The organism is Leptothrix toolikensis (SeqCode), from assembly GCF_057922285.1.
Genome location: NZ_JBYSVC010000070.1, coordinates 1 through 13,009, shown reverse-complemented (window position 1 = coordinate 13,009; position 13,009 = coordinate 1). Strand labels below are relative to the sequence as shown.

Here is a 13,009-nt window from a genome sequence, read left to right as displayed (position 1 = left end):
GGCTTTTTGCAGGGAAAGTTATTTCATCAAGGCGCTGGAAACTTCTTTCACCAGCTTGGGACCTTTGTAGATTAGCCCTGTATAGATCTGGACCAAGTCTGCACCGGCTATGCGTTTGATCAAGGCATCTTCGGCACTGAGAATCCCACCGACACCGATGATCGGGAATGTTGGGCCTAGACTGCTACGCAGTTTACGAATCACTTCGTTGCTGCGTTCAAAAACAGGCCGACCTGATAATCCGCCGGTTTCGTTAGCATGTGGCATGCCTATCACGGCATCGCGTGCAATGGTGGTGTTGGTGGCAATAACACCATCGATCTGGTTTTTCTTCAAGGTTGCAGCAATCACCTGCACTTGGGTATCGTCCAAGTCTGGGGCAATCTTGACAAAAATAGGCACACGCCGTTTATGTTGCTGCTCCAGGTTGCATCGACGGTCTTGAAGAGCACCCAGCAGGTGATCCAAGGCTTCATCGCTTTGCAATTGGCGCAAATTGGCGGTATTGGGGCTGGAGATATTGATCGTGATGTAGTCGGCATGCCCGTAGACACCTGCCAGACCGATCAAATAATCATCCGTGGCATTTTCAATCGGCGTGGTGGCATTTTTGCCAATGTTCAGTCCAATCAGTCCCCCTTGGGCACGGAAGGTGCGGGCTTTTTGAACATTGGCGATGAAACTAGCCAGTCCTTCGTTATTGAATCCCAAACGGTTGATCAAAGCTTCGGCTTCGGGTAGACGAAACATCCGAGGTTTGGCATTGCCCGTTTGCGGCTTGGGGGTGACGGTGCCGACTTCGATGAAGCCAAAACCCATGGCTCCCAAGCCATCAATGGCGCGGCCATTTTTATCCAGCCCTGCGGCTAAGCCTACGCGGTTCGGAAACGTTAAACCTGCAAGATGAACGGGATCGTGATCGCGTGGATGGGACCAAAAACTTTGTAGGGGTGAGTTTTGCCAACGCTCTAAAGCGTTCAGGGTGATTTCATGGGCATGTTCGGGATCAAGTCCAAACAAAAAGGGACGGGTGAGGGCGTAGGGAATGAGACTCATAATCCCAATTGTCCTTTTTTTCAGGCAGTTTACCCATGACACAAGACGAACTTAAAGCCTTGGTGGCCAAGGCCGCACTCGATTACGTTGGTACCGGCAACATCATCGGTGTGGGTACGGGTTCCACCGTCAATCATTTCATCGATGCGCTCGCCACGATCAAGGACCGTGTTGCGGGGGCGGTTTCAAGTTCCATCCAAAGCACGGAGCGTCTGCGCGCTCACGGTATTGCGGTGCTGGATGCCAATGAGGTCGAAGCGTTGAGTGTTTATATCGACGGTGCCGATGAAATTGATCATCACGGCCACATGATCAAAGGCGGTGGGGCGGCGTTGACCCGCGAGAAGATCGTCGCCGATATGGCCGCTCAGTTTGTCTGCATCGTCGATGCCTCCAAGCAAGTGGCGGTGCTGGGGCGCTTTCCGTTGCCGGTGGAAGTTATCCCGATGGCGCGGGCCCAAGTGGCCCGTCGTCTGCGTCAGTTGGGTGGCGAGCCGACGTGGCGTGAAGGGGTGGTGACCGACAACGGCAATCTGATCTTGGACGTGCGCGGTCTCAAGATCACCGACCCCTTGGCCATGGAGCAAGAAATCAACCAATGGCCTGGTGTGGTCACTTGCGGCATCTTTGCGCGCCATAAAGCCAGTGTGTGCCTGATGAGCACGCCTGAAGGCGTACAAACCCTGCGTTACTGAGGTCGTTGATTTCTCAGTAGCTGAAGGAGTACGTCACCATCAGCAGGGTGGCGTTCAGGTCCGGCACGGCTTTGACAGTGTCAAAGTAGGCTGGGCCGCCCGTGGGTTGAACCGAAATTTGGGTATAGCGTTCCCAACGTAGGCTCAGTTCCTCGCCTTCACCCATGGCGAACGCCACCTTTGCGCCCAGCGTCTGCGCTTTCATGGCCCCCAAACGGCGGTCAGCGGAGGCATAGGCGACGTTGGCTTGTTGCGTAGTGAGGTTGTAATCAACACCGTTGTTCAGCCATGGGCGATAGAAATCAGCGGCGCTTTGACTGTAGTGCCGCCAATGGGGCTCGATATAGAGCCCCGCAGCGGGCACCTCAAAGCGGTACCGTGCATCCACCGTGTGCGAGGTGATGCCCCAGTCATCGCGGTACAAGCGATATGAAACGTCGATCACATCTTCACTGAACGGGTGAATTTTGTTTTGCCAGAACAAGCTGGTACGAGTCCGGCTGCTGGGACGGCCTTCCGCGATGAAAGGATCACCGACGGTATTGGCAGTGAGCGGGTTGATCACGGAAACAATCTTGTAGGGATCGTTGAAATAACCCGAGCCGTACTCCAAGCCCAAGTTGACTTGGGTGAGCCAACGTCGGGTCATGACTTGGGTGACACCCACCAAACCACTCGCCACGGTTCTCGACTTGGACGGTGTGCCGCCACCACCGCAGCCTGAGGGCCGCGTGCAGGTCTGTACCGCTGCCGTGCTCGCCGCCGCCGCATTGGGCGATTTCATTGCCTCTGGCGGCCCGCCTTTGGGGCTGATTTGGTCGTACTCCAGTCCGAAGCCGTAGCTCAAGGTGGTGTTCTTGTCGTTGAATTCGCGCGATACCGCTGCATTGCCCGAAAAAGAGCTGAAGTCGCCCTCAAACGAGACGGCCCCGCCAAGATTCAAGCGCTGATCCAAGCCCCAAGGACGATCTATACCGCCTGAAACCGCCAGACGCTGGTCCTTGAAATTAGGATCGACCGGGATGGTGTTAGCGGGTGTCGTGTAGCTGCCGTGGTAGACGTCAACTCTTTGCGGGACTCCGCCTGTGGGGGATGCCCCGCTGACGGCGTCGTAGCCCAATTTGAGAAAAACCGTGCGGTCATAAGCATCGGTGTGATGCATCGACACCATCGGTTCATAAGCAGCGACCCCGCCGCCGCTTTCTTGGTAAACATACATGGCCGAATCGACTTGCCATGGTGCATTAGGAAGCGTCAAACCCGCAGCTTCGGCCAAACCACAGCCCGAGCCCAGCAAACCCGCCGTGGCGGCCGCCAAGGCCCGACGCACGGGCACAGTTTGGGATGAGGAGGTCATCAGTTGCATCCGCAGCCTCCACCACCGAAACCACGTCCACCTGTTGAGGCTTCCTTGCTGAAGTAGGTGTGATCATCCGCCGCTGCATCCAGCGCCGACGTGGTGAGTGCCATGGAGGGCTTGGCCATCAAGTCATGCTCCCAAGGGGACACACCCAAAGCGGAACATCCCCCAAGGCCAGTGGCTAAGCCGATGGCACTCAGCCAAACAAGGGGTCGAAGGAGGCGGCGAGGTTTCATGGTGCGGTCGGGGGCTAAGGTAAGGGCCATCGCAAGGGCTGCGAATCATGCCCTCCCAAGCACCGATCACGCATTGCCACGATCTTAAAAAGCAGTTCAGCGGCTCAAGTTTGGATCTGCGTTGTTAAGTTGTGCCACTTGTATTGCTGGTGTCATCGAACAACAAGCAGCCATGCACACAGGCGTGTATGGAGGTGTAGAAAGCCGCTGAAAAAAGCAACATCACCGGCACCATGATGAAGACAGCGATCGAGCCCCCGCCAATCATCGAGAGCAAAACGCCGATCACGATGGACAACGCTATATCGGCGAGCACCCAGCACATCAGATAGACCGCAAAAGGCCGCAGATTGCGCAGGCTGGCCAGGGCGCTGGCAAACAGGGCTTTGGCCACGCTGGTGGTGGGTAGGCGATGCAGGATCACCGGGGCGTGCCAAAACAGCAAGGCCACGGGCAGCAGACAGAGTAGTCGCAGCACCATGCCGGATTGCAGCCCGGAGAAAGCTGCCTCGGTCGAGGCGTCATCGGCGGGGTGATCCCGCAGCACCAAGCCCCAGTGCTGGCGAAAATCGGGGTCAATCACATCGGCAAAAGCCAGCATCGCAAGGCCGCTCAGCGCGTGTAAACATCCCAAAATCAGCAGCTTGGGCCGGCTGGCCGCGTTGCGCAGGGGGGCCAAGAGACTCAGTGGTGAAATGAGTTTGCCTTCTCGCAAGGCTGCGTTGCAAGCGACCCAGCCCGCATTGAGGCTGGGCATGAGGATCAACACGGCGATAGCCCCTACTTTTTGAATCCCCAGCAACAAACCAAAAGTAAAAAACATGAAACCCATCAAGGCTAAATGGGCCATGGGTTGACGCAGCAACAACGACACGCCGGAGCGCATCCAGGCCACACCTTCTAAAGCGGGAGCAGTACGCAGTTGCATGTCAGCGCAACCAGTGCCAAGGGTTTTGGATGCGCTCTTGCAAGATGCGCTCGAAATGATGCGGATCGTGGGCGTTGAGCAAACTGGCCTCACGCGGCAGATGGAAATCCCACAGTCGGGAGGTCCAAAAGCGCAGAGCCCCCGCCCGCAGCATGGCGGGCAGCAGGCGGATTTCGTCGTGGGTCAAGGCTCGTTCCTGGTCATAGGCGCTGACAAAGGCTTGGGCGCGGGTTTCATCAAGGCGTCCGGTGTCGAGATCAATGCACCAGTCGTTCAAGCAGACGGCCAAGTCAAACAGCCATGTATCCACGCCTGCGAAGTAGAAGTCGAAAAAGCCGCTCAAGCGCTCATGACCCACTGGGCCATCGAACATCACGTTGTCCCGAAACAGATCGGCGTGGATCGGTCCTTGGGGGAGGGCGTGGTAGGCGGCTGAAGCGCCCAAGCTGTGCTGAAACGCCAACTCCGAGGTGATCAGCGCCCGCTGGTTGGGGTCAAGGAAGGGCAGCAGCGTCGGGATGGTTTCGTCCCACCAGCTTAGGCCGCGCAGATTGGGCTGGTGCCGGGCATAGTCGCGTCCGGCCACATGCATGCGCGCCAGCATGGCACCGACTTGTTCGCAATGGGCCACGGCTGGGGCCAGTTGATGCTGCCCAGCCAGCCGGTTGACCACCGCTGCCGGCTTGTCGCGTAAGTGCAGTAGCAACTCACCCGCTGCATCGGCTTGGGGGTTGGGCACCGGGATGCCGCGTTCGGCCAGATGCTTCATCAAGTGAAGATAGAAGGGCAGCTGCTCGAAGCTGAGGCGCTCGAACACCGTCAACACCCACGCATGACGTTGCCCGTCGCGTTCGGTGTTTAAAAAGTAATTGGTGTTCTCAATGCCGGCTTGGATGCCGCGCAGATCAAGCAAGCGACCAAGATCTAGTCGCGTGACCAGAGCTTGGGCTTCTTCGGGGGAAACTTGGGTAAAGACAGCCATGATCAGTCGGGGTACCCGCTGCGGTGCATGCAAGGGCCGCCATTGTAGGCGGCGGCTCCGTCGGGTCCGTGCCGTGCTCGGTGCTGAGCTTGTCAGTCGCGCGCCATCCGTCTTGGGGCACACTCACGCCTCTGGGGTGCCCAAGTCTGTTTTTGTTGGATGGGGCCACCGATGATGTTTTTCGACTGCGATCCGAACCGATGAATGCCAATCAACCGCTCCAAGCCCTCCAACCGATCAAGCTCCACCTTGGCAAGTCTGTGGCCAAGCCGCTGACGGCGTCATCCACCGAGATTTGCGCAACGCTGCGTTGGAGCGTGGATGCGGTCGAAGCGCTGTTCAATCTGCCCTTCAACGATCTGATGTACCAAGCCCAGCAGGTGCATCGCGCGCATTTCGACGCCAATGAAGTGCAGCTCTCGACCTTGTTGTCCATCAAGACGGGGGGGTGTCCGGAAGATTGTGGCTATTGCCCGCAGTCGGCCCATCACGAGACCGGGGTCGAGGCCAGCAAGATGATGGAACGCACCGCTGTGATGGACGCAGCTCGCAGCGCCCAGGCTTTGGGTGCGACGCGTTTTTGCATGGGTGCGGCTTGGCGTGCGCCCAAGGACCGAGACATCGAAAAAGTGGCCGACATGGTGCGCGACATCAAGTCGCTGGGCATGGAAGCGTGCTGCACGCTGGGCATGCTCAACAGTGATCAAGCGCGCTCCCTCAAAGAGGCCGGTTTGGATTACTACAACCACAACCTCGATACGGCCCCCGAAACCTACGGCAACATCATCACGACGCGGGACTACCAAGACCGCCTCGATACCCTCGGGCACGTGCGCGACGCTGGGCTGTCGGTGTGCAGCGGTGGCATTGTGGGCATGGGTGAGAATCGGCGTGATCGTGCGGGTTTGGTGGCGCAGCTGGCCAACCTTGAGCCTCACCCTGAGTCGGTGCCGATCAATGAGCTGGTGCAAGTGGAGGGCACACCCTTGCATGGCACCGAAGCCTTGGATGCCTTTGAATTTGTACGCACCATCGCTGTGGCTCGCATCACCATGCCGACAGCGCGGGTGCGGCTTTCAGCGGGGCGGCAACACATGAGCGAAGCGGTGCAGGCGTTGTGTTTCCTGGCCGGAGCCAATTCGATTTTTTACGGGGAGAAACTGCTGATCACCGGCAATCCTGACGCTGATCGGGACCGGGCGTTGTTGGATAAGCTGGGCATGACCACAGCGCTTTGATCAGCTTTCCACTCTTGGATGAAAGGTCGCCTTGTGATGACGAACCTCAAGAAAAAAATTCGGCCGCTGTTGATGGGCTTGAGTCTGGGCTTGGGTGCGCTGGCCTTGGTGCTTAGCGCCCCAGCGGCACAGGCCAAACCCAAAAGCAAGACATCCAAGGGCTCGAAAAAATCCGGTCGGGGTAAGTCGGCCAAAGGGGCTAAAACGGCGGCACCCTTGAAAATGCCGCCGCACCCACCCCTCATGACCCAAGGGCGGCGGTTTCGTGATTGCGAAGACAACGATTGCCCGTGGTTGGTAGAAGTGCCCGCCAGTCACTTTCGCATGGGCTCGCCGCTGGATGAGCTGGGCCGCAGTTCGGATGAGAGCCCCCAGCATCCGGTCACCATCAGCTACCGTTTAGCGGCGATGGAAACCGAGGTGACCCGGGCGCAGTTCGCGGCCTTTGCTGAAGACACCCACCATGAAACCCAAGGCGGTTGCTGGGTGTGGAACGGCACCAAAGTGGAACAAGACCCCGCGCGTGATTGGCGTCAGCCGGGGTTTGAGCAAACCGATCAAGATCCGGTCGTTTGTGTCAGTTGGGAAGATGCCCAAGCCTTCGCCCGCTGGCTGAGCAAGCTAACCGATCAGGCCTACCGCTTACCCAGCGAAGCCGAGTGGGAGTACATGGCCCGAGCTGGTCACCGGGACAACTACGGTTTTGAGGGTGACAGCGCCACGTTGCTGTGTGACTACGCCAATGGCGGTGACCGCAGCATCCGCGAGCGCGTGCCGGACTGGAAAATTCCGACGGCCGAGTGCAACGACAAGCACCCCTATACCGCGCCCACCAAGAGCTACAAATCCAACGGCGCGGGCTTGTTTGACATGCATGGCAATGTCTGGGAGTGGGTCCAAGACTGCTGGCACCCGGACTACCGTGATGCCCCAGCCGACGGCAGTGCATGGCTGCATGGCTGTGCGGACGAGCGCCGCATTGTGCGCGGCGGCAGCTGGTTTGATGGCCCGAGCTTTTTGCGTGCAGCCAGCCGCAACCGTGCCCCGGCCACCGTGCGTGGGCAGCTGGTCGGCTTCAGGCTGGTACGGACGTTGCCGTAGGACGGGGCAAACTCAGCAACCAGTCTTGGAGCGCCGGAGCCGGCATGGCTTTGGCAAACAAATAGCCTTGACCCAAGTGGCAGCCTTGCTTTTGCAACAGCTGCCACTGCCCGCTGGTCTCAACCCCTTCTGCGACCAAGGTCAGCTTTAAGCTGCGACCCAACACGATGATCGCCTGGCAAATGGCGGCATCGGTCGGGTCGGTGAGGATGTCATGCACAAAGGATGCGTCGATCTTCACCCGCTCCAAGGGCAGACGCTTGAGGTACGACAGCGAGGAATAGCCGGTGCCGAAGTCATCGAGCGAAAAACGCAAACCATACTTTTGCAGCGCCGCCATCTTCAGGACCACCGCGTCCAAGTTGTCCAAGAAAATGCTTTCGGTGATCTCGATCACCAGCTTGTTCGGGTCGAGCGGCATGGCGTGCAACAAGCTGATCATGTCGCTGACAAAAGACGGCCGCATGAACTGACGCGGCGAGACATTCACCGAGACCGACAAACCCGCTGTTAAGGGGTTCGTCTGCCACTGCACCAGCTGCTGACAGGCGGTTTCCATGATCCAAGTCCCCAAGGGTTGGATCAGACCGCTGTCCTCGGCGATGGGGATGAAATCGAGTGGCGAGATCCAGCCGCGCTGGGGGTGGTTCCAGCGCACCAGCGCTTCGACGCCCAAGCAGTGGCCTTCGGCATCGACTTGCGGCTGGTAGTGCAGCGAAAACTCACGCTGGGCCAAGTCGCGGTACAGGTCTTGCTCCATACGCAAGCGGGCGTTGAGTCCGGCTTGCAAGGTGGGATCGAAGAAGCGCAGCGTGTTGCGCCCAGCTGATTTGGCTTGGTACATCGCCATGTCGGCGCGCTTGAGGATTTCATCGACCGATACGGTATTGCCGCAAAACAAGGTCACGCCCAAGCTCGCGCTGCTGCGGTGGATGTGGCTGCCCAGCACATAGGGTTCTGCCAAGCGCGTGATGAGTTGATCGCCGATCACAGCGGCTTGGGCGGCGGCCTCTTCGACCGATTCGCTCAAATGCCCCAGCAGAATCACGAACTCATCGCCCCCGAGGCGCGAGATGGTGTCGCTGGCATGGACGCTCTGACGCAGACGATCCGCCACGTCCATGAGCATGCGGTCGCCCACATCGTGGCCCAAGGTGTCGTTGAGCGTCTTGAAGTTGTCCAGATCCAGAAACAGCAGTGCCCGGTGCATGCTGGGCGACTGGGCGGGGTCGTTGACGCATTGCCGCAGGCGGTCCAGCAGCAGCCGACGGTTGGGCAGCTTGGTGAGTGGGTCGAAAAACGCCAAGGTATGGATCTCTTCTTCAGCCGCCTTGCGCTCGGAAACGTCTTGCATCGTGCCGATGGAGCGTAGAGCGAGCCCCGTGGCATCGAAGCGCGTTTCGCAACGGCTTTCAACGAATCGACTGCGGCCATCGGCCAGTAAGAGTCGATGGGTCTGGTGATACGGCGTGCGCTGCAATAAGGCCTCCTGATAGGCCTGATCAACCCCCGGGCGATCTTCGGGGTGAACCAGCGAGAGGAAGAAGGCGTAGCCCGCATCCGGTGGCAAGGCGCTGATCTCACAGATGTGGCCGGTTTCTTCGGACCAATTCAGCACATCGGTGCTCAGGTCCAGCTCCCAGCTGCCCAAGTGAGCGAGGTGTTGCGCCTCGTCGAGACGTTCTTTTTGACCCAACAGCACGCTGCGTGAGCGGCGAATCGAGCCCAAGTACGAACTCAGGCTGGCACCGATGCCGACACCCAACGCGCCGATCAGGACCAAGAGCCCAAAAAAAGTCTGACTTTGCTGTTGCAGCGTGGCCAGTTGGGGCAACGCGGTCATGAACGTGAGGTTCAGGTTGTAGTCCTGCAACGCCACGTTGTGCATCAGATGCGGGGTCGGATCGGGTTTGATTTGCCAGAGCATTCCCTCAGGAAGACCAGGCATCTTGGTCGGCCAGTGTTGCACAGCGAGCTCGGTGAAAACCTCGCGTTTGTAGGTCTGCCGGCGCTGCAAGGCGGTCAGATGATGGATGGAGGCCCCGGGCAAGGTGCTCATTTCCCAAGCCTTGTCGTAGGCCAGCACGATCACGCCATAGCGGTCCGAGACGAAGGCTTTGGTTTGATTGATCCACGAGGCCAGATCCGGCATATCGATCTTGGCCACCACAAAGCCGATAAATTGCCCTTGGTCCTGAATCGGGGCGGCGAAAAAAAGGCCGCCGATGCCGGTCAGACGGCCGACCGCGAATTGGTAATTGCTGCGGCCGGCGCGCGCTTCTTGAAAGACAAAACGATCTGCGTAGTTGGTGCCGATACAGGCATTACCCACATCTTGGCGGCCGGAGGCGATGCAGTCCCCGTTGGCGTCCCCCACCCAGAGCGAGGAGAGTTGAAACTGGGTCGCGGCCAGCACCAAGTATTGGCGCAGCTTCTGGAGGGTCGGATGGTGGGGTAATTGCTCCTTGCGTGCCTCGGCACTGAGTCGAGCCACCCGCCGGTCGTGGCGCAGAGCCAGCACGCTGTCGCGGATAAAGCCATTCTCGGCCATAGTGATGGCCACCCCGGTGCCCCGCAGCGACAGAATGCGGCGCACGCTGGTGGCGGCACCTTGGCCCAGCCGCTCGATTTGTGCTTGCTCGGTGGCGATGGTTTGCGAGATCTGTCGATCCCGGTAGGCACTGGCCAGCCACCAAGCCATGAGCGCCCAAAGCAAAAAAACCCCGCCAGAGATAGCGAGGAGGCGGGGCCACCGAAGCGGCTCAGTCGCGGCCGCAGCCTTGGTCATGACCCTAGCGTGCTTGCAAGCTTTGCCGCATCAGCAGCGCACTCGACAGGCTGCTAAGCATCAGTTTGAGCTCGGGGCTGAGGTCACTGCGCAGCCAAACCTTGCGCTCCTCAAACAGCGAAAGCGCGCCAATAGGGTGACCGTTTTGCAGGTATTCAAAACCCAGATTGCGCGGGCTGGGCGGTTGATTTTCAAGTTGGCGCAAAGCCCGAATCAAGATCTGGTTGCCCAGAATGTCTTGAACCATGCCGCTTTCAGCAGGCTCGTTGGCCCCGCCCTCGGGGTGGCTGATCACGAATTCCCAAGCAAATTCGCCGTTGTTGAGGATGCCACTCAAGGACTTGAAGGCCGGCGCATGGGGGGCGCTGCGGATTGGGGTGATGCTGCCGGCAAAGGTGGTTGTTGATGTGACATCGCTGGCCAGTGCGCCATTGATCCAGTGGAAACTGGCATGGCGAAAGGTGGTCATGGTGAGCACTTCGGCGCTTAGCTGCTCAGGAGCGTGCTGGGTAAAGCTGGATTTTTGCTGCGCCTTTTCCAGTTGAGCGGGGCTCACCACCATGAAGTCGCGGGTCCGAGGCCAGCTCGCTGCGACGTTGCTGGTGCTGTAGCCGCTATCCACCCCCTCGGCGTGGCTGCTGAGATCGCTGGGAATGATCAGGTGGGCGGGGGGCGTGGGTGTGGCACAGGCGTTGAGCAAGGCCAAAACCGTCATGCAGAGAAGGGCGGTGTAGTTCTTCATATCCACGGGCAATTTTTAGACGGCATCATGCTCGGCTCGGGTAGGCGAGGACGGCTCATCGTGAACGAGTCCGTGCATTCTGATCGCAAAATCACCGCCGACCTATGTACCCCTCAGGAGCCCCGCCATGATCGACACACCCTTTATCACGCGCACCGATGCGCAGATCACCGCTGTGATTGCGCTGCGCATCCCGCGAGATCAGATCCGTGAGCACATGGGCCCTGGCATTGCCGAGCTGATGACCACCCTCAAAGCCCAAGGCATCACGCCCGCTGGCCCGTGGTTTTCGCATCACTTGTGCATGGAGCCCGACTGGTTTGATTTCGAAATCAGCGTCCCCGTGACTGCGCCTATCGCGCCTCAAGGCCGTGTCAAACCGGGGCTTTTGCCCGCCACCACCGTGGCCCGGACGATCTATCGCGGCCCCTATGAAGGCTTGGGGGCGGCGTGGGGTCACTTCCGCACGTGGGCCATCGCCCAAGGCCATACCCTCGGCCCTGATCTTTGGGAGATCTATCTCACCGGCCCTGACATCAGCCCCGATCCCGAGGACTGGCGCACCGAGTTCAATCTGCCGCTGGTGATCTGAGGGCTTGTCAGGGGCAGGGCACCAGTCGTTGGCGCAGGGGGGCCGGGACAAAGCGCAGCACAAAGCGTCGCGCCGGATGCCAAAACGCCGAGAGCAACAGCAGCCCTGAGCCGATCACGAGCGCCGTGAGGGCAAAACCGAGGCTGACCACACCGTAGTGCTTGAGCAAGTCGTCGAAGGTGTAGAGCACGTAGGCCAGCGCTGAAATCATCAAAGCGCGGCGGTCAATGCACAGCGACGTCAAGGCCAACACGAGGTAGAGCGCCACCACCGCCACGGCTTGCCACACGCTGGTTTGGGCGTCGGGCGTGTTCAAGACGCCCATCACCGCAAAGAAGGGATGCACCAAGAGGGGCGCGGCCAAGAGGTGCAGCCAGAAGGCGACGTCCGATTTGCGGGTTTGTCGCAGGGGGTCCAAGCCGTCCCACACCATGGCCAGCGCAAAGACGACGATGCCCGCGCTCAACGACATCGCCAAGATCCAGTCTTTGGCGTTGGGAATCAAGGCAAAGAGCAACGCTGCCACCCAGCCTATCCCCGTGGCTGCGCCCGCCGCCACCGTGATCGGTACCCGAAAACGCCACCAATGCAGCCATGCCCCGGCACCCGCCACCGCCCAAGCCACCAAGAAAACCTGCTCTGATTTCTCGCCCAACATGCCGATGGCCCCGAAAAGACCGGCCACAAAGCTCAAGAGCAGCACGATCGCCGGCAGCGCCATGCGGCGCTTGCGCGTAAAGAATTCTGCCAAGCCCCACGACGCCGTTGCGACCGCAAAAGCACCCAACCACGGCACCACGCTGCCCCCGATCCAAGCCACCGAGGCCAACAGCAGCAAGCAGGCGATCACCACAAACAGATCGTTGAAGCCGGTGATCAGCCGAAAATGCTCTTCATCCGCTGCCCACGCTGATCGCCTCTGCGCCACATGCGCCCGAAACGCCGCCGCGATCTCCTCGCCCATCACCCCTGCTCTAACGGCTGCATCCAAGTCTTCGTTGCTGTACATCTTCATGACTGTAGCGCCCGCAGTAGCTCGCTCAGTGCCGCATCTTCCACCTGACCCAAGCTGCCTTGTAGACCGCGCTGGATGAGTTGACGGGCGGTTTGGGCGTGGGGTGTGACCGGACCGAAGAAGCGAGCATCCAGCCCGTGGGCGATCAGCAGGGTGGGGAAATTGACCACATCGATGTGGCCCAGCGCCTCTTCATCGTCTTCCACATCCAGCCAGACAAAGCGTGCCTGCCCCCCGAATTCACGCCCCAAATCGTCGAAGGTTTGGCGGTAACTG

At 59.5% G+C, this 13,009-nt stretch carries 13 protein-coding genes; 4 read left to right on the top strand and 9 right to left on the bottom strand.

What is annotated here, in order from left to right:
- Positions 1-18 precede the first annotated feature (18 nt).
- Positions 19-1,056: a quinone-dependent dihydroorotate dehydrogenase gene (locus AC3VI7_RS10105; protein WP_489669782.1), complete on the bottom strand. Its 1,038-nt coding sequence runs from the start codon at positions 1,054-1,056 to the stop codon at positions 19-21.
- 35 nt (positions 1,057-1,091) lie between these two features.
- On the opposite strand from AC3VI7_RS10105, the gene rpiA reads away from it, so the two are divergent.
- A complete protein-coding gene (gene rpiA / locus AC3VI7_RS10100) occupies positions 1,092-1,751 on the top strand; it encodes a ribose-5-phosphate isomerase RpiA (protein WP_489669781.1) in 660 nt (219 codons plus the stop codon).
- Between the two features lie 13 nt (positions 1,752-1,764).
- On the opposite strand, the gene AC3VI7_RS10095 is transcribed toward rpiA, so the two are convergent.
- The 4 genes from AC3VI7_RS10095 to AC3VI7_RS10080 form a co-directional block, all read right to left on the bottom strand.
- Positions 1,765-3,117 carry a DUF3570 domain-containing protein gene (locus tag AC3VI7_RS10095; protein WP_489669780.1) on the bottom strand — a complete coding sequence of 451 codons (1,353 nt, stop codon included), beginning with the start codon at positions 3,115-3,117 and terminating at the stop codon, positions 1,765-1,767.
- Entirely contained in the window at positions 3,108-3,347 is a 240-nt protein-coding gene (locus AC3VI7_RS10090) for a DUF4266 domain-containing protein (protein ID WP_489669779.1), read from the bottom strand. Before AC3VI7_RS10090 ends, AC3VI7_RS10095 begins: the two co-directional genes overlap by 10 nt.
- A 124-nt stretch (positions 3,348-3,471) precedes the next feature.
- Positions 3,472-4,275 (bottom strand): BPSS1780 family membrane protein, encoded by an 804-nt coding sequence (locus AC3VI7_RS10085; protein ID WP_489669778.1) that lies wholly within the window; start codon positions 4,273-4,275, stop codon positions 3,472-3,474.
- A 1-nt stretch (position 4,276) separates the two neighbouring features.
- The gene (locus AC3VI7_RS10080) at positions 4,277-5,257 is read right to left on the bottom strand and encodes a homoserine kinase (protein ID WP_489669777.1); all 981 of its coding nucleotides are present in this window, start codon (positions 5,255-5,257) and stop codon (positions 4,277-4,279) included.
- Between the two features lie 200 nt (positions 5,258-5,457).
- Between AC3VI7_RS10080 and bioB the strand changes: the two genes are divergently transcribed.
- Positions 5,458-6,495 carry a biotin synthase BioB gene (gene bioB, locus AC3VI7_RS10075; RefSeq protein ID WP_489669776.1) on the top strand — a complete coding sequence of 346 codons (1,038 nt, stop codon included), beginning with the start codon at positions 5,458-5,460 and terminating at the stop codon, positions 6,493-6,495.
- 36 nt (positions 6,496-6,531) lie between these two features.
- Positions 6,532-7,596, top strand: a complete 1,065-nt coding sequence (locus AC3VI7_RS10070; protein ID WP_489669775.1) for a formylglycine-generating enzyme family protein — start codon at positions 6,532-6,534, stop codon at positions 7,594-7,596.
- Here AC3VI7_RS10070 and AC3VI7_RS10065 read toward each other — a convergent pair.
- Complete coding sequence (locus tag AC3VI7_RS10065; RefSeq protein ID WP_489669774.1) at positions 7,571-10,297, bottom strand: bifunctional diguanylate cyclase/phosphodiesterase; 2,727 nt, start codon at positions 10,295-10,297, stop codon at positions 7,571-7,573. The genes AC3VI7_RS10070 and AC3VI7_RS10065 overlap by 26 nt on opposite strands.
- A 91-nt stretch (positions 10,298-10,388) precedes the next feature.
- A complete protein-coding gene (locus AC3VI7_RS10060; RefSeq protein ID WP_489671495.1) occupies positions 10,389-11,099 on the bottom strand; it encodes a hypothetical protein in 711 nt (236 codons plus the stop codon).
- A 154-nt stretch (positions 11,100-11,253) separates the two neighbouring features.
- Between AC3VI7_RS10060 and AC3VI7_RS10055 the strand changes: the two genes are divergently transcribed.
- On the top strand, positions 11,254-11,718 hold the full coding sequence (locus AC3VI7_RS10055; RefSeq protein WP_489669772.1) for a GyrI-like domain-containing protein: 465 nt from the start codon (positions 11,254-11,256) through the stop codon (positions 11,716-11,718).
- 7 nt (positions 11,719-11,725) lie between these two features.
- Here AC3VI7_RS10055 and AC3VI7_RS10050 read toward each other — a convergent pair whose 3' ends face one another.
- Positions 11,726-12,733: a hypothetical protein gene (locus AC3VI7_RS10050; RefSeq protein ID WP_489669771.1), complete on the bottom strand. Its 1,008-nt coding sequence runs from the start codon at positions 12,731-12,733 to the stop codon at positions 11,726-11,728.
- Positions 12,730-13,009 (bottom strand): YbbN family protein (locus AC3VI7_RS10045; protein WP_489669770.1); only part of this gene is annotated, 280 nt, incomplete at its 5' end. The genes AC3VI7_RS10045 and AC3VI7_RS10050, both read right to left, overlap by 4 nt.

What these genes read in the sequence shown, in the direction of transcription:
- AC3VI7_RS10090 (WP_489669779.1), bottom strand. Translation starts at nt 3,347, where the DNA reads ATGAAACCTCGCCGCCTCCTTCGACCCCTTGTTTGGCTGAGTGCCATC.
- AC3VI7_RS10080 (WP_489669777.1), bottom strand. Translation starts at nt 5,257, where the DNA reads ATGGCTGTCTTTACCCAAGTTTCCCCCGAAGAAGCCCAAGCTCTGGTC.
- AC3VI7_RS10060 (WP_489671495.1), bottom strand. Translation starts at nt 11,099, where the DNA reads ATGACGGTTTTGGCCTTGCTCAACGCCTGTGCCACACCCACGCCCCCC.
- AC3VI7_RS10055 (WP_489669772.1), top strand. Translation starts at nt 11,254, where the DNA reads ATGATCGACACACCCTTTATCACGCGCACCGATGCGCAGATCACCGCT.
- AC3VI7_RS10070 (WP_489669775.1), top strand. Translation starts at nt 6,532, where the DNA reads ATGACGAACCTCAAGAAAAAAATTCGGCCGCTGTTGATGGGCTTGAGT.
- AC3VI7_RS10065 (WP_489669774.1), bottom strand. Translation starts at nt 10,297, where the DNA reads ATGGCTTGGTGGCTGGCCAGTGCCTACCGGGATCGACAGATCTCGCAA.
- AC3VI7_RS10105 (WP_489669782.1), bottom strand. Translation starts at nt 1,056, where the DNA reads ATGAGTCTCATTCCCTACGCCCTCACCCGTCCCTTTTTGTTTGGACTT.
- AC3VI7_RS10095 (WP_489669780.1), bottom strand. Translation starts at nt 3,117, where the DNA reads ATGCAACTGATGACCTCCTCATCCCAAACTGTGCCCGTGCGTCGGGCC.
- AC3VI7_RS10085 (WP_489669778.1), bottom strand. Translation starts at nt 4,275, where the DNA reads ATGCAACTGCGTACTGCTCCCGCTTTAGAAGGTGTGGCCTGGATGCGC.
- rpiA (WP_489669781.1), top strand. Translation starts at nt 1,092, where the DNA reads ATGACACAAGACGAACTTAAAGCCTTGGTGGCCAAGGCCGCACTCGAT.
- bioB (WP_489669776.1), top strand. Translation starts at nt 5,458, where the DNA reads ATGAATGCCAATCAACCGCTCCAAGCCCTCCAACCGATCAAGCTCCAC.
- AC3VI7_RS10050 (WP_489669771.1), bottom strand. Translation starts at nt 12,733, where the DNA reads ATGAAGATGTACAGCAACGAAGACTTGGATGCAGCCGTTAGAGCAGGG.